This is a genomic window from Spirosoma lacussanchae (assembly GCF_005870035.1).
GTDB classification, from domain to species: domain Bacteria; phylum Bacteroidota; class Bacteroidia; order Cytophagales; family Spirosomataceae; genus Spirosoma; species Spirosoma lacussanchae.
The window spans coordinates 151,287-175,700 of record NZ_SWJG01000005.1 but is presented as its reverse complement, the minus strand read 5'-3'; the positions used below and the strand labels follow the sequence as shown (position 1 = coordinate 175,700).

The 24,414-nt window shown below is 57.6% G+C and carries 16 protein-coding genes; 4 read left to right on the top strand and 12 right to left on the bottom strand.

The window, feature by feature from the left end; translation table 11 throughout:
• Positions 1–51 precede the first annotated feature (51 nt).
• The 9 genes from FBR45_RS18615 to FBR45_RS18575 form a co-directional block, all read right to left on the bottom strand.
• Complete coding sequence (locus FBR45_RS18615) at positions 52–2,478, bottom strand: ABC transporter permease (protein ID WP_138505048.1); 2,427 nt, start codon at positions 2,476–2,478, stop codon at positions 52–54.
• 74 nt (positions 2,479–2,552) lie between these two features.
• Positions 2,553–5,003 carry an ABC transporter permease gene (locus FBR45_RS18610; protein ID WP_138505046.1) on the bottom strand — a complete coding sequence of 817 codons (2,451 nt, stop codon included), beginning with the start codon at positions 5,001–5,003 and terminating at the stop codon, positions 2,553–2,555.
• Positions 5,004–5,216: 213 nt separating this feature from the next.
• Positions 5,217–7,631, bottom strand: coding sequence for an ABC transporter permease (locus tag FBR45_RS18605; protein ID WP_138505043.1), 2,415 nt, complete (start codon positions 7,629–7,631; stop codon positions 5,217–5,219).
• Between the two features lie 144 nt (positions 7,632–7,775).
• Complete coding sequence (rhaM, locus tag FBR45_RS18600; RefSeq protein WP_138505041.1) at positions 7,776–8,090, bottom strand: L-rhamnose mutarotase; 315 nt, start codon at positions 8,088–8,090, stop codon at positions 7,776–7,778.
• Positions 8,091–8,094: 4 nt separating this feature from the next.
• Positions 8,095–9,228 (bottom strand): glycoside hydrolase family 88/105 protein, encoded by a 1,134-nt coding sequence (locus FBR45_RS18595; protein WP_138505039.1) that lies wholly within the window; start codon positions 9,226–9,228, stop codon positions 8,095–8,097.
• Between the two features lie 96 nt (positions 9,229–9,324).
• A complete protein-coding gene (locus FBR45_RS18590; protein ID WP_138505037.1) occupies positions 9,325–11,706 on the bottom strand; it encodes an ABC transporter permease in 2,382 nt (793 codons plus the stop codon).
• A gap of 121 nt (positions 11,707–11,827) precedes the next feature.
• Positions 11,828–12,505 carry an ABC transporter ATP-binding protein gene (locus FBR45_RS18585; protein WP_077923249.1) on the bottom strand — a complete coding sequence of 226 codons (678 nt, stop codon included), beginning with the start codon at positions 12,503–12,505 and terminating at the stop codon, positions 11,828–11,830.
• 49 nt (positions 12,506–12,554) lie between these two features.
• Positions 12,555–13,802 carry an efflux RND transporter periplasmic adaptor subunit gene (locus FBR45_RS18580; RefSeq protein WP_138505035.1) on the bottom strand — a complete coding sequence of 416 codons (1,248 nt, stop codon included), beginning with the start codon at positions 13,800–13,802 and terminating at the stop codon, positions 12,555–12,557.
• Positions 13,803–13,980: 178 nt separating this feature from the next.
• Positions 13,981–15,687, bottom strand: coding sequence for an ArnT family glycosyltransferase (locus FBR45_RS18575; RefSeq protein ID WP_138505033.1), 1,707 nt, complete (start codon positions 15,685–15,687; stop codon positions 13,981–13,983).
• A 73-nt stretch (positions 15,688–15,760) separates the two neighbouring features.
• On the opposite strand from FBR45_RS18575, the gene FBR45_RS18570 reads away from it, so the two are divergent.
• A complete protein-coding gene (locus FBR45_RS18570) occupies positions 15,761–17,155 on the top strand; it encodes a sigma-54-dependent transcriptional regulator (RefSeq protein WP_138505031.1) in 1,395 nt (464 codons plus the stop codon).
• Positions 17,156–17,160: 5 nt separating this feature from the next.
• Here FBR45_RS18570 and FBR45_RS18565 read toward each other — a convergent pair whose 3' ends face one another.
• Entirely contained in the window at positions 17,161–17,928 is a 768-nt protein-coding gene (locus tag FBR45_RS18565; protein WP_138505353.1) for a lysophospholipid acyltransferase family protein, read from the bottom strand.
• 224 nt (positions 17,929–18,152) lie between these two features.
• Here FBR45_RS18565 and FBR45_RS18560 point away from each other — a divergent pair, with 224 nt between their 5' ends.
• The 3 genes from FBR45_RS18560 (at position 18,153) to FBR45_RS18550 (ending at position 21,048) form a co-directional block, all read left to right on the top strand.
• Positions 18,153–19,127: an acyl-ACP desaturase gene (locus FBR45_RS18560; RefSeq protein ID WP_236648877.1), complete on the top strand. Its 975-nt coding sequence runs from the start codon at positions 18,153–18,155 to the stop codon at positions 19,125–19,127.
• A gap of 6 nt (positions 19,128–19,133) precedes the next feature.
• Entirely contained in the window at positions 19,134–20,501 is a 1,368-nt protein-coding gene (locus FBR45_RS18555; RefSeq protein WP_138505029.1) for a sensor histidine kinase, read from the top strand.
• Positions 20,502–20,571: 70 nt separating this feature from the next.
• Positions 20,572–21,048, top strand: a complete 477-nt coding sequence (locus FBR45_RS18550) for an FKBP-type peptidyl-prolyl cis-trans isomerase (RefSeq protein ID WP_138505027.1) — start codon at positions 20,572–20,574, stop codon at positions 21,046–21,048.
• Between the two features lie 94 nt (positions 21,049–21,142).
• Here the strand turns inward: FBR45_RS18550 and FBR45_RS18545 are convergent, their stop codons facing one another.
• Both FBR45_RS18545 and FBR45_RS18540 read right to left on the bottom strand, forming a co-directional pair.
• On the bottom strand, positions 21,143–21,544 hold the full coding sequence (locus FBR45_RS18545; protein WP_138505025.1) for a hypothetical protein: 402 nt from the start codon (positions 21,542–21,544) through the stop codon (positions 21,143–21,145).
• An 88-nt stretch (positions 21,545–21,632) separates the two neighbouring features.
• A complete protein-coding gene (locus tag FBR45_RS18540; RefSeq protein WP_138505023.1) occupies positions 21,633–24,413 on the bottom strand; it encodes a sugar-binding domain-containing protein in 2,781 nt (926 codons plus the stop codon).
• Position 24,414 lies beyond the last annotated feature (1 nt).

Here is a 24,414-nt window from a genome sequence, read left to right as displayed (position 1 = left end):
TGAGTGATGAATGAGCTGCTAACGATTGTGGCCTTCATCGTTTAGTATTCATCATTCGGAACGAAGCGATTTTACCGGGTTCATCAGGGCGGCTTTGATACTCTGAACACTCACCGTCAACAGGGCGATGCCCACCGCCAGCAAACCCGCCAGCCCAAACACCCACCACTCGATGTCGATCTTGTAAGCGAAGTCATTGAGCCACCGGCGCATAGCATACCAGGCCAGTGGGGAGGCAATCACGATGGCAATCAGCACCAACCGGAGGAAATCTCGGGAAAGCAGGCCGATGAGACTGGGCACACTCGCGCCGAGGATTTTACGCACGCCAATTTCTTTGGTCCGCTGCTCAGCCATGAACGCAGCCAACCCGAACAGGCCCAGGCAGGCAATGAGAATAGCCAGGGCGGCAAACGTTAGGGCAATGGTGCCGATGCGCTGTTCCGCGCGGTACATTTCGTCGAAACTGTCGTCCATGAATTTATAGCTGAACGGCTGACCGGGGGCCAGTTGCTTCCATTTGGCTTCAATCTGCTGCATGAGTACCGGCAGGTTCGTGCTGCTGACCCGAAAAGAGGCCGCGCTCGAGTTGGCATCCAGCACCATCGACAGCGCCCCGATATTGCGCCGGAGCGACTCGAAGTGGAAGTTCTTCACCACACCAATGACCGTGTACATTTTGCGGGTTTTTCCATCGGAGTTATCAAACCGCCAGACACGCTGACCGATTGGGTCTTTGAAGCCCAGAATTTTGACAGCCGCTTCGTTGAGGAGCATACCGGAGGAATCGGAGCCAAAGGCTGGCGAGAAATTCCGGCCCCCAATCAAATGAATGCCCAGCGTTTTTACGTAGTCATAATCGACGCCCCAGTTCTGCATGCTAACTCCCTTGTTTATGTTCGTCTGACCTTCCGGAAAAAACGTATTATCGTTCCGGTCGGAGGGAGTGGGCAGATAACCGGAGAGGCTGCCGCTCACCACGCCCGGCAGGCGCAGCACTTCCTGCTTAAAGGTTTCGGCTTGCTTGCCCACCGAATACAAACCGTTGATGGTCAAGACATGATCCCGATTAAAGCCCACGCTCGTCGTCTGAATGTAGGTGAGTTGCCGATAGACGATGATGGTGCCCACAATGAGTACGACCGATATCATAAACTGAAACACCACCAGTCCGCTCCGTAGGCTGACGCTGCGAAAACTCAGGTTTATTCGGCCTTTCAACACCGAAATGGGCTGTAAGGAAGAGAGGAAAAAGGCCGGGTAACTGCCCGCCAGCAAACCCACGACAATAGGCAGACTAATAAGCACCGGCAATAGCAGCGGGGAGACTAGTTGAGACAAACTGATGGCCTTAGCCGAAATAGTGTTAAAGCCGGGCATAAAAACAGCGATCATACTGATAGCCAGCAACATAGCCAGCACGGCTGTTACTATCGATTCGGTCATGAACTGACCCACCAGTTGCTGCCGTTCGGAGCCCATCACCTTTCTAACGCCCACTTCTTTAGCCCGTTTCGATGAGCGGGCGGTGGCCAGATTCATGAAGTTGATGCAGGCAATGAGGAGAATGAACAATGCTATAGCCGAGAAAATATAGACGTACTGAATGTCGCCGTTGGGAGCCAGCTCGACTTGTTGTCTGGAATGTAAATGAATATCGATGAGGGGAATAAGCCAGAAATTCAGCTTATTGTTGGCTTTCCGGAACTGCTCCAGCGTCGAGCCGGTCATTTGCAGCAATTGCGGTCCTACATACTTCTCGATGACGGTCTCAAAGTTTTTAGAAAATACAGCGGGGTCACTGCCTGGCTTTAGCCGAATGTACGTATGGTAGTTGGTACTGAGCCATTGTCCCCAGGGATACTTATCGCTGAGCATCGTCACGAAGAAGTCCGTGCGGAAATGCGAGTTCAGGGGCATGTCGCGCATGACTCCCGTTACTTTGTAGTTCTCAGTGTTGGCAAACACGAGGGTTTTACCCAGGGGGTTGTGATTACCGAAATGGCGTTTTGCCGCCGATTCGCTGATCACAACCGTATTGGGTTCCGTGAGTGCCCGTTCGGGATCGCCCGCAATAAAGGGCAGGGTAAATACATCGAACAGCGTAGAATCGGCAAAGGTGATGTCGCTCTCCCGCAAACTGGTTGTCTCTCCGGCTCTCTTCACCAGCCAGTTTCCACGCTGGTGTAGCCGAACGAACTGTTCTACCTGGGGGTAGTCTTTTTTCAGGGTTGCTCCCAGTGGGTCGGGCGACGTGGCAAAATGCATGTCGTTGTCCCCGAACTCAATGTCGGTTTGTATTCGATAGATGCGATTGGCGTTAGCATTGTATCGGTCAAAGCTCAGCTCATCCAGCACATACAGCATAATAAGCAGGCAGCACGCCAGCCCCACGGCCAGCCCAAAGATGTTGATAAACGCGAATCCCTGCTGCTTGCGCAGGTTCCGCCAGGCTATTTTGAGGTAGTTCGAGAGCATGATTCTAAAAAAATGATGAGTGATGAATGATGAATGAGCTGCTAACGATTGTGGCCTTCATCGTTTAGTATTCATCATTCGGAACGAAGCGATTTTACCGGGTTCATCAGGGCGGCTTTCACACTCTGGACACTCACCGTTAGCAACGCAATCCCCACCGCCAGCAGGCCCGCCAGCCCAAACACCCACCACTCGATGTCGGTCTTATAGGCGAAATTTTGCAACCAGCGGTCTAGGGCATACCAGGCCAGGGGCGAGGCAATCACGATCGCGATTACGACCAGCTTGAGAAAATCTTTCGACAGCAGGGCTACGATACTGGTTACCGAAGCGCCCAGCACTTTCCGGACGCCGATTTCCTTGTTGCGCTGCACGGTGGTCTGGTAGGCGAGTCCGAACAGACCTAACGACGCCACGACGATGGCCAGCCCGGCAAACAGACCGGCCAGATGAGCGAATGTCCAGTCCAGCTGGTACTGCCGGTTGAAAAACTCGTCCAGGAAAAACGAAGAAAACGGGCTGTCGGGAAACGTTTTTTGCCAGATCTGCCGAATGGTGGCCATCGTTTGCGGCAGCTGATCCGGGCGGAGACTGACCGTGAGGTAGGCGTCGGGGGCGTCGCCCAGTTCAAAAATAATGGGGTCGAGCGCCTTCCGGAGCGACAGCTGGTGGTAATCGCGGAGCACCCCGACGATCGTTGGCGTTTGTTGCATCCGGTAGTTGATCCGCTGCCCGATGGCCTGAGCCGGGCGGGCGTAGCCCAGCATCCGGGCCGCCGTCTCGTTGATTACTACCGACTGCCCCCCGGCGGCATCGGCCCCGAAAGCGGGCGAAAACCAGCGGCCAGCCGCCAGCCGGGCCCCGAACGTCTGCGGAAACGAATAGTCGACCGCCGAAAAATAGTACCGCCCGGCCGACTCCTCTTCCCGCTGGTTCAACCGACGCACCAGCCCCGCCCGCGACAAGCCCGTAATGGGTTTACCCGGAATCAGGTTCGAGGCCGTAACCTGCTGAACACCGGGCGTATTCAGCAGCCGAGCCCTGATTTGGTTCAGTTTGGTCTGGTAGGTCGAGTCGGTTGTGGCCGGTCCGTTGATGACCAGCCGCTGGTCCAGCCTGATACCCACGTCGTACCGTTGCATGAACGTCAGTTGACGATACATACCCAGCGCCCCGGCAATCAGCAGCATCGACAGTGTAAACTGAAACACGACCAGCCCTTTCCGGAGCGACAGCCCCCGGCCGGCCGCCTTCCACTGCCCCCGCAAAACGGCCGCGGGCTGAACCGTGATGTTCACAAAAATCGGATACAGGCTCGACAGGAGCACGCCACCCGCAAAAAATCCGGCGCAGACCAGCAGCCATACCTGATCGGTCAGTATCTGCAGGGATAAAGGCTGACCTACCAGTTCGTTGAAAGTGGGCTGCACCAGCGAGACCAGCCCAACCGCTAGGGCCATACTGAGTGCGTTCAGCAGGAACGCTTCCAGCAGAAACTGCCGGAGCAGATCGGCACCCGACGCGCCCGTCACCTTCCGAACCCCCACTTCCTTAGCCCGTTCGGTAGCGCGTGCCGTTGCCAGGTTGACGTAGTTAATCCACGCAATCAGGGAGGTGAACAGCGCCACGACGAGCAGTATCCCCACCATGAGCCGACTGCCGTTGGTACCCGGTTCGCCCAGCAGGGGCGGGTCCAGATGAATACGGCTCAGCGGCTGGAGCTGTAACCCGTCCTGGCTGGCCTCGCCCTGGGTTTGCCGGATGTAACCGGGCAGTTTGTCGTCCAGCGCCCCCGCCGATGCCCCCGGTCTGAGCCGTACATACGTATAAAACGAGTCGCCCCAGTTCGACAGCTCGGCCTCGCCCCGCGAAAAGAGGGTGAACGAGACAATTGCGTTGACGGTCAGGTGGGAGTTGGCCGGACTGTCGGCCAGTACGCCCGTTACGGTATAATAACTAACATCCCGGTAGCTGCCCCCGGTCCAGTCGCCGTAGCCGCCGGTCATCTTCAGCGTTTTACCGACGGGCTCTTCGTGCCCGAAGTACTTCCTGGCCAGGGTTTGCGTGATAACGATCGATGTCGGGTTCCGGAGGGCCGTGGCCGCGTTGCCTTTCAGCAGCGGAAACGAAAAAAAGGTCAGAAACGAGGGGTCGGCTGCCAGCACGTTGTCTTCGCGAAACCGCCTGACCAGCTGCGGGGTTTCGTAGCTGAGCAGCGCGCGGGAACGATGAAACCGCACTATCGATGCAACCTCCGGAAACGCCTGCTGCAGCCCCGGCCCGACCGATGCTACCGTAGTTGCTTTGGCCGCCAGCTCCCCCTCCCCGTTTAGCTGATTATACCGAATTCTATAGATGTCGGCGGCATCCTGATGAAACGTATCGTAACTACGCTCAAAACTCACGTACTCCAGAATAAGCAGACTGGTGGCTATTCCCGTGGCTAACCCGGCTACGTTGATCAACGTAAAGGTTCTATGGGCCCACAGGTTACGAATAGCGATGCGGATGTAGTTTTTAAGCATAAGAGAAGATAGCTAAAGAACCTGTATGTACCCGCCCAGGGCCGGGTGAAAATCAACCCCGAACCACCCAAAACCGTGTCCTTACGGACCCCTGTCCGGATGACAATGGCTGACGCATAGGAGGCCGTGAGGACACTGCCTCGGGTGACACAGAATGAACCTACCTACGGCCACAGTAATACAGCAGCGAACCGGTGCAGCTCCAGGCGTTTTTTAGTCAGACCGTAAGCTTCTGACGGGGTTCATCAGGGCGGCTTTGATACTCTGAACACTCACCGTCAACAGGGCGATGCCCACCGCCAGCAGACCCGCCAGCCCAAACACCCACCACTCGATGTCGATCTTGTAGGCGAAGTCCTGCAGCCACTGGTTCATGGCATACCAGGCCAGGGGCGAGGCAATCACGATCGCGATTACGACCAGCTTCAAAAAATCTTTCGACAGCAGGGCTACGATACTGGTTACCGAAGCGCCCAGCACTTTCCGGACGCCAATCTCTTTGGTGCGCTGTTCGATGGTCAGCAAAGCTACAGCGAACAGACCCATGCACGACAGCAGAATAGTCAGGCCAGCCGCTATTCTGAAGATGGTCGAGAACCGCTCTTCCTTGTCGTACCAGCGGTTGGTGTTCTCATTCACGAACGACGCCTGAAAGGGAGCCGAAGGAGCCATCTCTTTCCAGAGCGATTTCAGCGCGTCCATCGTCCGGACCATCCCCTGGGGCGTTGTCCGGATCAGGGCATAACTGACTTCGTTGCGGCTATCGAGGTGGAGGGTTATCGGTTTGGCTTTCTGATGCAGCGAAAACAGGTTGAAGTCCGGGATGACGCCAATAATCTCGTATTTGCGATCGGCCGTATCGGGCTGAATCACGACGCCAACCGGATCTTTCTCGCCCAGCTGCTTCGCCATACTTTGGGTAATGATCACCGCCGAAACCGTATCAGTACTAAAGGCAGGGTTAAAGTCACGGCCCGCTTTCAGGCTCATACCCAGGGTTTTCAGGTAGTCGAAATCGACCCGCAGCCAGTCCGTTTCTACCTCCCGGTTTTTGTAAGTCCAGCCGCTCATGCTCCGCGATGTGGACCCATCCAGCCCGCTGCCCAGGTTGGTGGCCGTTCCTGAGATGCTGACCACGTCGGGGTTGTTCCGGAGCCGGTCCCGCAGCTGTTGCAGCGCCCGGGCTCCGGTCAGGTTGTCGCGGTTACGCAGCGGTAAACTGATGACCTGCTCTTCCGAAAAACCCAGCGGGCGCTCGCGCAGGTAACGCAACTGCTGGCCGATCAACAAAGTGCAGATGATCAGCAGGCTGGCCAGCGCAAACTGAGCCACGATCAGGATGCTCCGCAATCCGCCCGACTTCGGTCCTTTGACCTTCCCCTTCAGTACCGTAACGGCTTCGAACCGAGCCATGATCCAGGCGGGGTATCCGCCCGTTAGCAGCGTAATGAACAGAAAAGCAACTAAAATACACCCTACTGTGATCGGATGCGTCAGCAGATCGAACGACAGCCGCGTGCCGAACAGCTGGTTGTAGTATGGCCGCAACCCCACGGCCAGGCCCACCCCCGCCAGTAGCGCAATCAGACAAATCACCAGCGACTCGGCCCAGAACTGCCCCAATAGCTGGCCCGACTGCGCGCCCAGCGACTTTCGCACCCCTACCTCCCGCGCCCGCGTCACCGACCGGGCCAGCGACAGATTGACGTAGTTGATACCGGCAATCAACAGAATGAACAGACCGATCAGAGCCAGCGCATACACGTAGGTACGGCTTACCCCACCGCCCATAACCCCTTTGGTATCGAACCGGATGTCGGTCAGGGGCTGCAACCGGAGGCTTATGTATTCGCCCTGCGCATCGGGCTTCTGCCCGCGCTGTTTGGCTTCGGCGATTTCGCTTTGCCAGTATTTTTTGGTAAAGGAGCGGAGTCGCTTTTCGGCCGTCTGCGCATCGACACCCGGCTTTAATCGGACAAATACTTCATGGTTACGATTACCCCATTCAGCTTTGTTAGCCTGGTAATCTACACGGGTTTCGGGGCGCACGAGGGCGTCGAACCGGAATGTCGAGTTGGTGGGTATGTTAGCCAGTACGCCCGTGACGATGAAATCGCGGCCCATGTTGAGGCCGTCGGTACGCAGCGGTTTTCCGATTGGATTCTGATCCCCGAACAGGTCCCGGGCCATGTCTTCGGTAATGACAATGCTGCTCAGATCCTTGAGGGCCGTATTAGGGTCGCCGGCCAGCAGCGGGAAAGTAAATGTCCTGAACACTCCCGGATCGGCAAACCGGATATCCTTGGCGACGTGTTTCTCCCCGACAAATTCGGTCTGGGACCACATCATCCGCGTTACCGATTCGGCATCGGCCATTTCGGCCTGCAGCGCCGGCGATAGCGGATAGGGCATAATACTCGTTACATCGCCCGTCGACTCCTGCAGATACACCCGATAAATCCGGTCAACATCGGTATGAAACCGGTCGTAGCTCCACTCGAACCAGGATGTCAGAAAAAGCAGCGTGGCTGTAGCAAAGGCCACGGCCAGACCAACGACATTGATGCCCGTATGGGTTTTGTGTTTCCAGAGCGTGCGAAAGGCGATTTTGAGGTAATTACGAATCATGACAGCCTACCAAAAGTTGAACTGTCAACGTCATTCCCAAATGTCATACCAGGCTATAACACACTGATTTTCAGATGATATTTTTAAAAATAAATTACTAAGCTGTCCGTATTCGGACGGAGCCGTTCGTTTGCGGACAGCCGGTCAGGGCAGGTAAAACACCGGCTCGAGCGGGGCCGTAACGGGCGAGTGGTCAGGGTTCGTCTCCATCAGATCGGCCATGTAGGCCCACCAGCGCTGCACAACCGGCAGGTCGGGCAGCTGATCGGCCGTATGCCCGTCGGTACGCTTCTGTACGGCAAACAGCGTACCGGTGCGGTGATCGAGAAAAATGGCGTAGTCGCTGATGCCCGCTTCGCGGAGTGCAGCCGCCAGTTCAGGCCAGATTTCATCGTGTCGGCGCTTGTACTCGGCTTCGTTGCCGGGCTTGAGCTGCATCGTAAAGGCAATGGGCAGCATAGGTTTAGTTCAGTTTGCAGAGTTCGGTACCGGCCAGCAGCAGGCATCCCAACCCATAGTCTTCAAAATCGGGTTTGCTGGTATAGGTAACGGGCTGTCCGTCTTTGGGTTCTTTACCAGTTCCCTGCACGTAGCCCAGAAAACCGGTTGGATGCACGGCCTCAGTAGCTATGGCGTTCCAGGCTTTGGCCACCACCGGCCCGTATTCTTTGCGGCTCAGCAAACCGTGGTTCATACCCCAGGCCATGCCGTATACAAACAGCGCGGTACCGGTCAGCTCCTTACCCCCGAACTGGCTGGCATCGTGCAGACTGACGTTCCAGAACCCATCGGGGCGCTGCAACGGCTTGATAGCCTGCATCATGTCGAGGTAGGTTTGCTGGTACTCGTCGCGGTGGGGGGCGTCGGCGGGCATGATGTCCAGCACCCGAACCAGGGCGGCCACCACCCAGCCGTTTCCCCGCGACCAGTAGCAGTCCTGACCATTAGGCTCTTTGTAGGGCGGCACAAAGTCTTTGTCACGCCACCACAGCTTATCGACCGGATTGTACAGACCTTTGCCGCCCTCCACCGTTTTCGTATGCCAGTAGAGTCGATACATAGCCTCAAAATAAGCCGGGTTCTTTTCGAGCACGCCCAGTCTGGCAAACACCGGCATGGCCATTTGCAGCGCATCGATCCAGGTCCAGTCGCTTACGGTCTGGCTCTGCATCATGGCGTCGATGGATGTTTTTATGGCGCGGATGCGTTCGGGCTGCCGGTCAAGCTGGTAAAGATCGATGTAGGTTTGGCCGCAGCACTGGTCGTCGGCGTTGCGGGTAGTAACGCCCGACCGAAGTCCCCAGCGGTGTTTCTGCCCCCAGTCCAGGGCATAGTCGAGGTAGCGCGGCTGCGGATCGAGGCCGTAGAGCGCCATGAGCCCTTCGTAGTACACGGCGCGGGTCCAGATGTTGCTGGGCCGGACTTTGTTGGTTACGATGTCGAGGCCGGGATCGGGCCAGGTCTTCATAAAGTAGTCGTTGGCCAGGGTCATGGTTTGCCGGATGGCGCGGGCAGAAGGCAGTTTTTGCGCCGAAGCCCAGCCGGTCAGCAGCCAGCCGCCCATAACGACTACTATGGTGGTACGAATCGATGTCATTGCCCCGAAAAGAAGGCACCTGTTCGCAGTTACTGTTTCCGCTCCCAGCGACCGATCTCACCACTGCCAGGAACCTGGCAGTGGTGAGATCGGTTTTCATTCGGTTCTAATGGCTTTGACAGGATTCATGAGTGCGGCCCGAATGGCCTGAAAAATAACCGACCCCAGCGCAATGCCGATCGCCAGCAAAGCCGCCACCGCAATGTACCACCATTGTACCTGGGTATGGTAGGCAAAATAAGAGAGCAGTTTAACCCCCAGCCACCAGCCCAGGGGCGAGGCAATCAGGATAGCCAGCGCCACCAGTTTCATAAAGTCGGACGAGAGCAGCGCGGCTATACTGACCACCGAGGCCCCCAGCACTTTCCGAACGCCAATCTCTTTGGTTCGCTGCCGGGCCACGAGCGAGATCAGTCCGAAAATACCCGCGCACGCGATCAGGATGGCTACTATAGTCACGAAGCTGACCATCCGCCAGATACTTTCGATCGACTGGTAAGCCTTTCCAATCTCGTCGGCCAGATAGACATACGACAGCGTTCGGCGGGCCGGTATTTTCCCGAACTGCGTTTCCAGCTCCCGGATCAGCGCCGGGGCCTTGTCTTCATCAGCCAGCCGCACCGACAGGAAGCTGCTCAGCTGCTCCCGACCGCCGTACCACTGCAGCATGGGCTCGACCCGCTCTTTCAGGTTGCGGTAATGATAATCTTTAGTGACACCAACAACCGTGAAAACCTCGTTATTATTCAGCTGGCGCAGCTTCTTACCGACCGCCGTTTTCCAGCCAAAGGCTTTCATAGCCGACTCGTTCAGGATGACCGCGTGGTTGACCGAATCGGCCGGTGTCTTGTCCGAAAAGTTGCGGCCTTCGAGGAGCGGAATTTTAAACGTTTCGGTAAAGCCGACGGCCCCCGCTACGTGTCGGATACGCACCTGCCGGGCCTCATCGCCGTCGGGGTAGTAGCTGTTGAAATTGTTCCAGAAGTCAACCGGCGTCACCTCCGAGCTGGTGAACGAAACCACATTGGGGTTCTGCCGGAGTTTAGCCAGAATAGCCTGGCCCTGCGATCGGGCAGCCGCTTCGTTCCGGTAAGCCAGATCGGTTTTAAACATCAGCACCTTGTCTTTATCGTAGCCCAGGTCGGCCTGTTTCATAAACTGGATCTGCTCCCGCAACCCGATCGTGCCGAGGATAAAGATAACTGCCAGGGTGAACTGGAGTACAATCAGAGCGTTCTGCCGCAGGCGACCCCGGCCGGGACTGGCCGCGAGTTTACCTTTTACGGCCTCAGTCGTTTTCAGGCCCAACAGATACAGAGCCGGGTATGTACCCGCTACCAGCGCCACCAGAATGGCAATACCGGCAACCGTCAGTATGGTCGGGTAGTCGGTTGCCCACGCAATTTCCAGCTGCATACGACCGTCACGCAGCTGGTTGAAACGCGGAATCAGGAAAAATATGGCAAACAGGACCGACAAGGCCAGCGATGCCAGCACCACCAGCCCGGATTCGACCCAGAACTGACGAAGCACCAGCTGGCGCGTGGCGCCGACCACCTGCCGCATGGCTACCTCTTTGGCCCTCGGCAGCGCCGACGCCGTATTGAGGTTGATCAGGTTGATACTGATGATAATCAGCAGAAAGGCAGCAATCGTAACGGCTCCGTAAATCAGGTTCGAAAAGGTAGGATTTTCGGTATGAATAAACTCTTTATAGGCTCCCAGCCGGATGATGCGCTTCTGCCCTTCCGGCGCGAAGTGTTTTTTGACGAGCTGCGGCAGTTTGGCTTCCAGCCGGGCTTTGTCGGCATCGGGCCGAAGCAGCACAAAGACCGTAGCGAAGCCGTTGTACCAGTCGGCGTTTTCGCTGAAGCCCGGAAAATCCATCAGGTTGGCCGCTGGCATCAGCACCTCGAACTGCTGCGACGAATTAGACGGTATTTTGTCCAGCACGCCCGTAATGGTATAGGACAGCGAATCGTCCAGGGTGACGGCCTTTCCAACCGGGTTCACATCCCCAAACAGGCTCTGTGCTGTTTCGTCGCTGAGTACGACCGATCGTTTCTGGCGCAGGGCCGTAGCCGGATCGCCATACTTGAGCGGAAAGCTGAAAATGCGGAAGAAGGTAGAGTCGACATAGGCCGTCTGCTTCTGAATGTATTTATCGCCATACTGAATCCAGGGGTTATTCCAGCTCTGCACGTGGGTTCCGGTCTCGATCTCGGGGTAATCGCGAAGCATCTGATCGAGAATCGGGTATACGGTCTGGTTGTAGGCCTGGTCGTCAGACTGCGTCTGCACCGAATAGATCCGATCGATCTGCGCATGAAATCCGTCGAAGGTCAGCGCCTGCTGGGCAAACAGCACCAGCACAACCACACAAGCCAGCCCGACCGATAGCCCCACTACGTTGATAGCCGTAAACAGCCGGTTACGCCACAGCGTCCGCAGGGCGATTGTCAAATAATTCCGAAACATAAAGGGTAACGTTTATAGGCGAATCAAGCGGTCTCCTGACCGTAGGCCGTTGTCACCGTGGTCCGTGGGGACACGGACCACGGTGACAGGCGCGGGCGATCGTAACCGGCCGGGCCGATCTTTACACGTGGAAGTTCTCGGTGACGACTTTACCGTCGAACAGGTTTACGATGCGGTGGGCGAAACCGGCGTCGTAGGGCGAGTGGGTTACCATGATGATGGTCGTACCCTCGTCGTTCAGCTCACCGAGGAGTTTCATGACCTCTTCGCCGTTTTTCGAGTCGAGGTTACCCGTCGGCTCATCGGCCAGGATCAGTTTGGGCTTGGCCACGACCGCCCGGGCAATGGCTGTACGCTGCTGCTGACCACCCGACAGCTGCTGCGGGAAGTGATTACGGCGGTGCATGATAGCCATCCGCTCCAGGGCGGCCTCCACGCGCTGTTTGCGCTCGTCGGCGGGGGTTTTCAGGTAGAGCAACGGCAGCTCGACGTTTTCGTAGACCGTCAGCTCATCGATCAGGTTGAAGCTCTGGAACACAAAGCCGATACTGCCTTTACGCAGCTGGGCGCGCTGGCGTTCGGTCATCCTCGCCACCGCCGTACCGTAGAAATTATATTCGCCGTCGGTAGGGTTATCGAGCAGACCCAGAATATTGAGCAGGGTCGATTTGCCGCAACCCGACGGCCCCATGATGGCGACGAACTCCCCGTCTTTGACGTCCATCGAAATGCCATTGAGGGCGGTGGTTTCTACTTCTTCGGTAGCAAACAGTTTCTGAAGGTTAATTGTCTGGATCATAGTTATATTCTGGACAGGGATAGACAGACTGGGTTTTCCTGGCAACCGATTAAAATTCCAACACTTCGTTATCCCCGAAATTCTCGTAGCTGCTGGTGATGACCTGCTCGCTGGGCTGGAGACCTTCCAGCACCTCGTAATATTCGGGATTTTTGCGACCCAGGGTGATTGGGCGCTTGGTAGCCCGTTTGCCCGACTTGTCGACTACGTAGACCCAGTTACCGCCCGTATCGGAGAAGAAACCACCCACCGGCAACAGCGTAGCCTGAGCCGCTTTGCCCAGCTCCAGCTGAATCGGCGACGACTGCCCCCGTTTGATACCCGCCGGTGCGCCGTTCGGAAAAATCATATCGACCTCGAAGCGGCCACTTTTCACCTCCGGATACACCCGGCTGATAGTCAGGGCGTGGGTTTTACCGTTGAACTCGAAAGAGCCGTTCAGACCGGCAAATACCCGGCTGATGTAGTGTTCATCGACCCCGACCCGCATCTTGAACCCGTTCAGGTCATCGATCTGGCCAATATTCTGCCCCCGGTTGATGTTCGACCCCACCTCCACGTCGATGCTGGACAGCTGGCCCGTTACGGGTGCCTTCACGACCAGATTATCGAGGGTTTGCTGCCAGAGCGCCACGTTGCGCTGCGTGCGGGCCAGCGTCTCTTCGAGCTGTTTGATCTGTATCCGGGCGTTGTCTTCCTGGTATTTCTGCGACTCGATCTCGATCTTCCGCTGCCCCGACAGCCGCTCGTACGTGCGTTTGGCCTTCAGGTAATCTTCTTCCGAAACGACCTTGTCTTTGAAGAGCTTGACCTGCCGGTCGTAGGCATCTTTGGCCTGCTCGATCTGCGCGTCGAGGTCGGCCAGGGTTTTGCGGAGGGTAAAGCGTTCGATCTGCAGCCGCTGGCGGGTGTTCTGGAGATCGTTGACGAGTCGGTTGGCTTCCGTTTCAGATTGCAGGAAGCTGAGCTTGAGGTTCTGGTTTTCCAGCTTGAGCAATACCTGCCCTTTCTGCACCTGGGTACCGCCCTCCACCAGTTTATCGGTGACGTAGCCCCCCTCGATGGCATCGAGCCGGATCGTTTTCAGCGGCATCACCACGCCCGTTACCGCAATAAAATCTTCAAAGGGGCCGGTCGTTACGGCTGATACGGTGATCTTGTCTTTCTCGACGTTCAGTTTCGAACGGCGGTCGGCGAAAAAAAGCGTGTAAGCCAGCAAACCCAGAATCAGTACACTACCGCCCGAAAGCAGCAGGCGTTGTTGAGTCCAGAAGCGTTTAGGTAAGGCGCGATCCATAAGTTAACGTGTCAAAAGGCAAACGAGCAGCAACTACTCGAACCTGGTCATTTACCCCTGATTGTGCCAATGCTATGCCAATTTTACTACAACTCTGATAACGAGTTAGTTACTGACACATTCGCGAGCCTGGCTGTCCGCTATCGGACATTTCCTGTCCGCTTTCAGCACCCGGTCTTTAGTCAGCCCGGCTGCGGACCTGCACCAGCACGTAGGGCTCCAGGGTTTTGGCGCGGGTCTGTTTGTTGATAAACTCGTACGACAGGGTGCTGACGTGGAAATAAGGCAAGGTAGCCAGCCGACGAATCCCGAATCCACGGGCCGCCAGCGAGTCAGCGTCGGCAGCCGTGGTAAATGTCAGCTGTGGCCCCGGGCGGAGCTGCGCCTGCACCGCCGAGTCGGACCGGACGTAGCGCGTTGGTCCGCTGGCGTAAAACTCGTACGACCAGAAACTGCCCCCGCCAACGCCCGTTCCCGGCATGTAGAGCAGCGTAACCGGCCGGGGGCGGGCCAGTTGTTCATTGACCAGCCGGGCGGCCGTTCGGCCCGCCATGTAATCGAGCCAGGCCGGATACAAAAACAGGTTCACCACCCCGAACAGCACCAGCACAGCCGCCACCATACGCCCCATCAGCGACAGCAGATCCGTTGTCCGGAACAGCAGTATCGTAGCCAGCACCATAGCCGCCACCCAGCCCAGCGCTCCGCTCAGGTAGTCGGGCTGCGCCACCAGCAGCAACCCAACCGACAGCACCACCAGCAGCCCCCCGATAACCGACTGGCCCAGGGTCCACCGGCGCAGCACCGCAGGCGAGAGACTTACCAGATACTGAGCCGTCAGGATAGCGAAGAACGGAAAGACGATATTCATGTAGTGGGGCAGCTGGAAGCCCGACAGCGAGAACAGGGCAAACGTAGCCAGTCCCGACCCCAGCGATACGTACTCCGGCAGCGGATTCCGGCGTTTAAGTAGCCCAGCTACGGCCCGGCCAACGCCCAGGTAGAGCGGTAACGACCACGGCAGAAAAGCCCACAGAAGCGTGTGAACAAAGAAGAACTTGTCGCCCTCGCCTTTGATCGGACCGGTATTGAAAAACCGTCCGAACTGGCTGTCCCAGAAGAAAAACCGCACGCCCGACACCCCCGTTTGCCCAAAAATTACTTTTTCGGGATGTAGGTCGAACTGCTGATACAGGCAATAGATTTCGGGCAGGGTGAACAGCAGTGACAGCGCCACCGCCCCGTACCAGCGCGGCCGTAGTAGTTCGCGCCAGTTGCCCGTCAGCAGCCAGTGCAGCACCAGGCCGGCGCCGATGGGCACCAGCACAAAAACCCCCTTTGTCATCAGCGCGCAGCCCGTCAGCAACGACCCCAGCCCCAGCTGGAGCCACTGGCCAGATGCCCGGTCGGCACCGCGGTACACCCGCCAGAAATGATACACTGCCCCAATAATAAGCCCCGTCAGGTAGGGCTCGGCCCGGACATCGCTGTTTGACAGTACCCCGTGAAAAGCCGTCAGCAACACCAGTACGGCGACCTGCGCCACACCTTTTGTGTATGTAAGTCGCGCAAACCGATAGGTGTAGACTACCCCGGCCAGAAAAAACAGCAGCGCGGGTAGTTTATACGCCACGGTATTGACACCAAACAGCCGAAAGCTGGCCGCTACCACCCAGAACGGGAAATGCGGCTTGTCGAGCCAGTCGGCCCCTACGGCGTAGAGATTGACAAAATCGCCCGACTGCGCCATCGTTTTGGCAATACAGGCGTAGAGCGCTCCGTCGGGTTCGAGTATGGGCGGAAACAGGCCCGTGGCATTTAGCAACACGCCAACCGCCGTAAGGGCATAGAACCAGCGGTCCGGCAAAACATAAGTCTGGGTCATTCGGCAGGTAGTGCCCGTAAGCGTTTTTTCCCAAAGTAAGCAACGAAATACCTCATCACCCTATCTTTGGTCTATGCAAACTGCTAAACTCCTAGTCGTAGACGACGATCCGGATGTGTTGCTGGCGGCCCGGCTGCTGCTCAAACGACATCTGGGTACGGTAGATATCGAGAAAAACCCCGAAAAACTACCCTTCCTGCTCAACAACAACCACTATGATGCCATTGTACTCGACATGAATTTCCAGCGCGACGTCAGCAGTGGCCGCGAAGGATTTGCCTGGCTCGAGCGGATTCTGGATATCGACCCGCAGGCGCGGGTGGTGCTTTTTACGGCCTATGGCGATGTCGACATGGCCGTACGGGCCATGAAAGCCGGAGCGGTCGACTTCGTACTCAAACCCTGGCAGAACGACAAATTTCTCGAAACGATCCGGGCGGCCATCAACCGACCCGACGATGATAGCTCATCCAGCGATGTCGGCAAATCGTCGGGCCGCCCCGGAGCCAACCGCGGGAGCCGGTCGGGCCCGGGAGGTAGCCCGGCTGCCGGTAAAGCCGCGTCGATCATCGGAACGGCCATGCGCCCTGTTCTCGACACCGTTGAGCGGGTGGCTCCTACCGATGCCAACGTACTGATTCTGGGCGAAAACGGCACCGGTAAAGACCTGATTGCGCGGGCTATCCACGAACAGTCGAACCGCCACAACAAGCCGTTTGTCAGCGTCGATGTAGGCGCCCTGACCGAAAGTCTGTTCGAAAGCGAACTGTTTGGTCACGTTAAAGGGGCGTTTACCGATGCCCGCGACGACCGGGCCGGGCGGTTTGAAGAAGCGGCAGGCGGCACCATTTTTCTCGACGAGATCGGCAACCTGACGCCGTCGCAGCAGGCCCGTCTGCTCACCGTTCTGCAACAGCGGCAGGTGACCCGCGTGGGCAGCAACAAAGGCCGACCGGTCGATGTGCGGCTGATCTGCGCGACCAACGCCGACCTCAGCGAACGCGTAGCCGAGAAAACCTTCCGGCAGGATTTACTTTATCGCATCAACACCATCGAGCTGGCCCTGCCCCCCCTCCGCCAGCGCCCCGACGACATCAAACCGCTGGCCGAACATTTCGTCAGACAGTATGCCAAACAGTATAACCGGCCGGTAACGGGCCTGAGTCCGGCGCTGCTGACCGAGATGAAACAGTACGGCTGGCCGGGTAACGTGCGCGAGCTGCAACATGCCGTTGAGCGGGCCGTCATCCTGTCGGCAGGGGCTACCCTCGAACCGGGCGATTTTGTGTTCCGAAAAAGTACGTCGGCCTCCTCGCCCGTCAGTGAAACCCTGCAGCTGGAAGATCTGGAACGTAAAGCCATTCAGCAGGCCATGCTGAAATACCAGGGGAGCATCACCGATGTGGCCCGGGAGCTGGGGCTGTCGCGACAGGCGCTGTACCGGCGGCTGGAGAAGTTCGGCCTGTAACCAGCTCAGTCGATAGCGCCCGTCCGGGTGCCGGGTACGGCTACGTTCAGCTCGTGGGCAATAGCCTCTTCGGCCTGGCGAACCACTTCATCGACCGATTTACCGGCGGGCTCTATGGCGGGCAGCACCGTCCACGACAGCCGCGAGAACGACCGGAGCGGAAAGATGCCGGTGGGGTTAAAATGACCCGTACCGCGAATGGCGATGGGTACTACGAGCGAAGCAGGAGCCCGTTTGAGCAGCACCGCCATGCCACCCGTAGCAAACGGCCGCATCTGGCCCGATGCCGACCGGGTTCCTTCGGGGTAGATAACCACCGAGTGGCTGGTCTGCTGGATGTGTTTAGCCAGGCGGGCAATTTCGGTGATGGCCTGCTTGGGATCTTTCCGATCGATGAGGGCGGCCCCGCTCCGGCGCAGGTTGTACGAGATGCTGGGAATACCGTGGGCCAGCTCTTTCTTCGACACGAAAATGGGCGTGTGGCGACGCAGAAACCAGATCATCGGCGAAATATCGAACATGCTCTGGTGGTTGGCTACGAAAATGATGGGCCGGTCGGTGGGCAGGTGACTCACGTCGCTAAACCGGATACGGGAGCCGGTCAGGTACCACCCAAATGCAATACTGGCGTTCAGCCAGTCGACGACCGTCTTGTGGGCCGACTTGCCGAACAGGTGAAACGCGCCAACCTGAAGCACATGGAAGACCAGCAGGACCAACCCGAAATAGAGCAGATAGACACTGCTCAGCACATAATCCAGAAGTTTTTTCATACCACCCGACCAGAACAGACTCGTTCTGAACATGCATTTTGGACCAAATTTAGCAACGTAGGTCGCTACGCATAGATAAAAGGTGGAATTCAATAGAACGATCGCGCGTTTTAAACGTACTTTGTCTTTTTATTTAACCTAATCTTCACAGCGGTTACTGCCTTCCGATTCGGTAAACAAGCGTAAGCCAGTACCCCTTACCCCGATATATCGTGACCTCCCCAATGACACTGTCCGGCTCCCGTATTGAAGTCATGCGCTTCGTGGGCGAAAAAATCGATACGCTCCTCGGCGATTACCTCAAACCCATCGAAACCAACTGGCAACCGGCCGATCTGCTGCCCGATGCCACGAAAGAGTCGTTTCTGGATGATATCAGGCAACTGCGCGAAAGCGCCCGCGAATTGTCGTACGATTACGTAGCCGTGCTGATTGGCGACACCATTACTGAAGAAGCCCTGCCTACCTACGAGTCGTGGCTGATGGGGATGGAGGGCGTCGAGCAGGGAAAAGCCGAAAACTGGACCCAGTGGATCAGGGGCTGGACGGCCGAGGAAAACCGCCACGGCGACCTGCTCAACAAGTTTCTGTATCTGTCGGGCCGGGTCAACATGCGCGCGATGGAGGTATCGACCCAGTACCTGATTGCCGACGGATTCGACATCGGTACCGGCCGCGATCCCTACCGCAACTTTGTTTACACCTCGTTTCAGGAGCTGGCTACCAACGTCTCGCACCGCCGGACCGCTACCCTGGCCAAGCAGGCTGGCTGCCCCCAGCTCTCTAAAATATGCGGAGTTATCGCGTCTGACGAAATGCGCCATGCCAAAGCGTATAAGGCGTTTGTGGGTCAGATCTTCGACGTAGACCCGTCAGAAATGATGCTGGCGTTCGAGGACATGATGCGCAAGAAAATCGTGATGCCCGCCCATTTCCTGCGCGAAACCGGCGTAAAGATCGGCCAGACGTTCAGCCACTTCTCCGACGCGGCCCAGCGCCTGGGGGTATACACCACCCACGACTACATCGATATTGCCGACTCGTTGCTGACCGACTGGAACATTGCCAACGTGACGGACCTCAACGATGCCGGTCAGCGCGCCCGCGACTACCTGATGGCCCTGCCCGCCCGGCTGCGCCGGATTGCCGAACGCACCAAAGTGCCGACGCTCGAGTATCAATTCAGCTGGATCGGGTAAGCCATTATGAACCGGTTCGCCCTCGGCATTGGCTGGCGTATTGCGGGCATCGTGATCGTCACCGGCACGATCGTCACGCTGTATTGGCAGCAGGCGAACTCGTTCTGGCTGACGCTCCTGCTGTTTCCGGCCTTCGTCCTGGCGGTCAACCTATACCATTATACGACGGGCCTGAACCGGAAGTTAACGCGCTTTCTGGAATCGGTCCGGTACTCCGACTTTGCGGTGGCGTTCCGGGCCGACAGCGATCTGGGCCCTACCTTTCATAGCCTCAACGATCAGTTCAATGAAGTGCTGGGCGCCTTCCGGCAGGCACGGGCCGAGAAAGAAGCGAACCTGCATTACGTCAATACCATTGTTCAGCACGTCAGCGTAGGGCTGCTTACCTTCGATGCAGCCGGTCAGGTTGAGCTAACGAACCAGACGGCCCTGCGGCTGCTGGGCATCTATCGGCTACGCACCCTCTCCGACCTCAACGCCAGCCACCCGGATCTGGTTACCATACTCCGTTCCGAAACGCAGTCGTCGGCACCGGTAGTCTACCAGCCCGGCAATGGCAACGAGCTATCGGTACGCTGCACATCGGTTCGGCTGCGCGGGCGGCTGGTAACGGTCGTGTCGCTGCAGAACATCGGCACCGAGCTGCAGCAACGCGAACTCGAAGCCTGGCAAAACCTGACCAAAGTGCTGCGCCACGAGATCATGAATTCCATTACACCGATTGTGTCGCTGGCTGGCACCATGCGCGACATTGTGGAGACAGACCTCGTTCCGGCCCTGGAGCCTGATCCCACCGATCAGCCGGAAGTGGCATCGGGGTCGGCCATGACCGGGGCGCTCACCGACCTGCGCGATGCCCTGATGACGATTGAGCAGCGGGGCGAGGGCATCATGCGATTCGTGGATGCGTATCGACATTTCACTTCTATTCCACAGCCGGTACTTGACGAAGTATCGGTCGGGCAGCTGCTCCGCCATATCGAGCAGCTGGTGCTGCCCAATGCCCAGAAGCTGGGCATTCAGTTCAGCACAAGTTCGCCGAACCTCATCGTTAAAGCCGATCTGGGCCAGATCGAAATGGTACTGATCAACCTGATCAAGAACGCCGTCGAGAGTCTGGAGAAAACGCCAGATCCCCGTATTCAGCTCGAAGCCGTACCCGACGGGCAACACGTCGTCATTTCGGTGTCGGACAATGGTCCCGGTATCGAACCCGAAGCGCTCGAACAGATTTTCATTCCTTTTTTCACCACCAAAAAAACCGGGTCGGGCATTGGGCTGAGCCTGTCGAGGCAGATTATGCAGCTGCACGGCGGCCAACTCACCGCCGATTCAGTACCGGGTCAGGGCAGTACGTTCAGACTGGTTTTCTGACCGGCATCCCTACGCGATAACTTACAAATACCAACCAAACCGAATAGCTCTACTGAGCCAATCCAACCGAATGAAGAACTACACCGTGGCCCTGTTGGCCCTTGCCCTACTGGCTGGCAGCTGTGGCCAGAACGATCAGACCCCTTGCGACGCGACAGCCGTAACTACCCGGGCGCCCCAGACCGAAACAACGGCCCTCAAACAGTTCCTCGACAGCAAAGGGATTAACGCCACCGCCGACGAACGGGGGTTTTATTACGTCGTTAAGTCGCCGGGGTCGGGCGCCAAACCAACGGTCTGCTCGAATGTAACGGTCAATTATGTCGGCAAACTCACCAACGGCACTACCTTCGACAGTGGCTCGGGTGTAAGTTTCGGACTCAACCAGTTGATTCTTGGCTGGCAGGAAGGGATTCCGCTCGTTGCACCCGGCGGAAGCATTACGCTCTACCTGCCGCCCTCGCTGGCCTATGGCCCGCAGGACCAGCCGGGTATACCGGGCAACTCGATTCTGGTATTCGACATCGACCTGGTTCGGATCAACTAGGCAACGATGATTGACCAAGGGTTCGAACATCGTTTAAGCAGCGTTGTTCGGACCTTCGCAACCTGCTCCGGAATCGTTTGGGGATAGTGCCTGCTTATTTCGGCTTCTCTTCTTTCGGCCTGAGTGTACCTCGTGCTATAGGTTCCGGCTTGGATTTGGGGGTAGTAAACCGTAGCAGCGTAGCCGTGGGGTACGACGATCGCGGAGCCCGGGTAACCACCAGCTGGTACGACCGGGTGCCGATCACCAGGTTGTAATAAGTCATGTACTGGCCTGATTCCTGCGGGAGCCCCCAGTTGGCGATGGGTTCTTTGGCAAGCAGCGTCTGGTCTTCTTCCGACAGGGCCGCGAAGGCGGTATCGGGCAGAAAACGCTTGTCCGTAATGCCTTCCACCAGCGATACCACAGCGGGTGGCGTCGTAGTAGCCGGTTTGTTTTGCGCCGACGCTGATACTCCCATCAGCAGCAACGTCAGTAGTATAAGCAGGTTTTTCATGGTGTTGAGTGCTCTTATAACTACCCATTCACGGCTTCGTTTGTTCAACACGCTGCCTACCTGCTTCCCGACAAACCCGTTTGCCGGGCTACTTATCAGGTGCTTTTTCAGGTACCTCCGCCTTCTTGGTACGCATCAGCGACGCCAGCTGACCAGATTCCAGCGCTACTGAAGGCGCAAAGGCCGACGAGCTCATGTAGGTCAGTAAACTATGCCGCAGCTGCCGCGCTACCGGTCGACTGGCCAGGTCATGGCTGATATCGAAACTACACACCATCAGTTGCCCCCCGGCTACGTTGGCTTCGAACAGACTGGTCAACTGCCGGTTGTTGGCAAAATTATCGATCTGCCGCACCAATGGAGTCAGGCCGTTGTCGGGCAAAAGCATACTGGTCGATTTTGTACAAAGATCCCACCACTGCCAGTCGGTATGGAAATCGGTTGGGAAGGCCCGGAAGGCAGGATGCTTTGGGTCGCAGAGGAGACCCATGGTAGCCGCCTGATCGGGGAAATGCACCGGACTCCAGAATACGGGTACGAACTTGCCAGCAACGCCTTCCAGCGCGGTATAGTCGGGGTTGAACAACACCTTCCGGCCCGCCCGAAGTGCCTGCTCAGCTTCGGAAAGCGACTGCGTTACGAGTACATCGGCCGGTTCGGCGGGCAACTCGGCCGGATATACCCAAATTGACCAGCTGTTGCGGTAGGGCGTACCCGGCAGCGACAACGTCAGGGTAAGCCGCCGGGCGGTTTTGATACGCGACAGGGGCACCTCGATTGCTCCCAGATCGTGTCCGTTCCCTACCGCTACCGTTCTGCGGGGCAGCCGCCCACCAGCCAGCCGCTTCCCGCCGTCGTCCTGCAGCGTCCATTCGGGGGTTATGCCAACCAGCGGCCCGGCGCCGAAGTTGGCCAGCTCGGCCGTGGCGCGGAAGGTTTCCCGGTTGGTGTAAGTTGCCTTAGGAAAACGCAGCAGCGGCACCACGGGCGAACAGAACTGCCGGAAAGCCTCGGGGGTGAGGATGCCTTTACTCGCCCAGAAAGCGTCCAGCAAGCCGATGTCCGCCGTTCCCTGACCCGGAAAATCGTGCAGATCGAGTAGCTGAATGCCGCTGGCCTCCCGAGTGCGCAGAATCCGCTCCAGCTCTTCCTTATAGAGGATAGCCGCCAGTCGGCCGCTCGCTTTCAAATACGAATCGGCCAGCGGAAGCAGTTTTTTTCGGGCCAGGTCATCGCGAATGGCCATGAGGTTGACCGGTGCCAGCACGCCCGTATACTTGTCTATTTCGGCCATGTTGGGGAACATGGCGTACTGGCCAACTTCATGCGTCACCAGCGGAACGGGTAGCCCTTTGAGCGAAGCCGAGTAATCGCCGGTAAAGGCAGGCGACTGGGGGTTGAAAATACCCTGGCCGCGCACCCAGCCCAGCCGGGTTTGCTGGGTTATAAAGTAGTCGTCGACGGCTTCGGGCCAGCTGCCGTGTGGTGGCTGAAAGCTGTAGCTTGTGGTGGCGTACAAATGGCGGGCATCGTTTTGTTTGAGATCTGTCACGAGCTGGCTCAGAAAATCAAAACTCCCTTCCAGCTCATTTCCTATCGCCCAGAAGCAGAACGAGGGATGGTTGCCGTACTCCTGGCTGATCCGGCGGGCCTCACTGCGGATGAACCGGTCAGCTTTGGGGTCCTGCCCAACCTGTAAACTCCACATCGGCAACTCGACCTGCAGGTAGAAACCCAGCGAGTCCGCTACGTCGAAAGCGGCTTCGGGCGGACACCAGGAATGGAAACGCAGGTGGTTGAGGCCATACTGCCGGGCGGTAACAAACACATTCTGCCAGCCGGCACGATCGGTGGGCGGATGTCCCGTCAGCGGAAAGATGGCGCATTCGAGCGTGCCGCGCAGGAACAGCCGGCGTCCGTTGATGTGCAGCAGGCTATTGTCGGTCGATAGCTGACGCAGTCCGAACGAGGTCTGGTAACGGCTCCGGCTTTTGCCATCGTCGGCCACAAAGACGGTGGTCAGCTGGTACACATTGGGCGAAAACTCATCCCAAGGCCGGGCCGCCGGGCCCAGATCGTAGGTAAACGTCAGTTGCTGCTGACCGGTGTCCAGCCTTACCACCTGCTCCGATACGGGTAAGTCCGTACCGTTCAGCCGCGCTACCAGCTGCATTTTTCCCGATACGGGTTGTCTGCTGCCGTTGTGCAGCTGCACCTGCGCTTTCACGCGTTTGGCGGCCAGATCAGGATCGGTACGCACATGGCTGATCCAAACCGGGTCGTGAGCCGTCAGCGCCAGCGTACCGATAGCACCGTTCCAGATGGTCTGGGTACCATCGGTATAAGCGTGGGCCAGATTCTGATAGCTGATGTCGTACTGGCGGGTGTTGTTGATGCGGATGAGCAGGGTGTGCTGGCCCGGTGTGAGCCATCGGGTCAGGTCGTAGCGGTGGGGCGTTGTCAGGCTTTCTTCCTGCCCGCTGGCTTCGTGCCCATCAACAAATACCCGGCTTTGCCACAGCACCCGCTCCAGCGACAGGATGATCTGACGACCCTGCCAGCCTGCCGGAATGGTGACGGTGCGCCGATACCAGGCCGTACCCACGTACCTATGGCGCCGGGCCAGCTGATACAGCGACTCCCGGTTCAGCGCCGGTTTCAGCGTCAGCGAGTCGCCCAGCCGGGCTTCGTCGGTGGTACCGGGCAGCTGCATCTTATACGGAAAGGGCCGGTTCTGAAACCGGTGAGCCCCCGCATCATCGCCTTTATCAAAAGCTACTTCCCAGGTTCCTGCCAGCGACAGTTTATCCTGAGCCAATCCGGGTACGCCAGCCAGCGCAGCCAGCAGTAGCAGACCTATCTTTTTCATA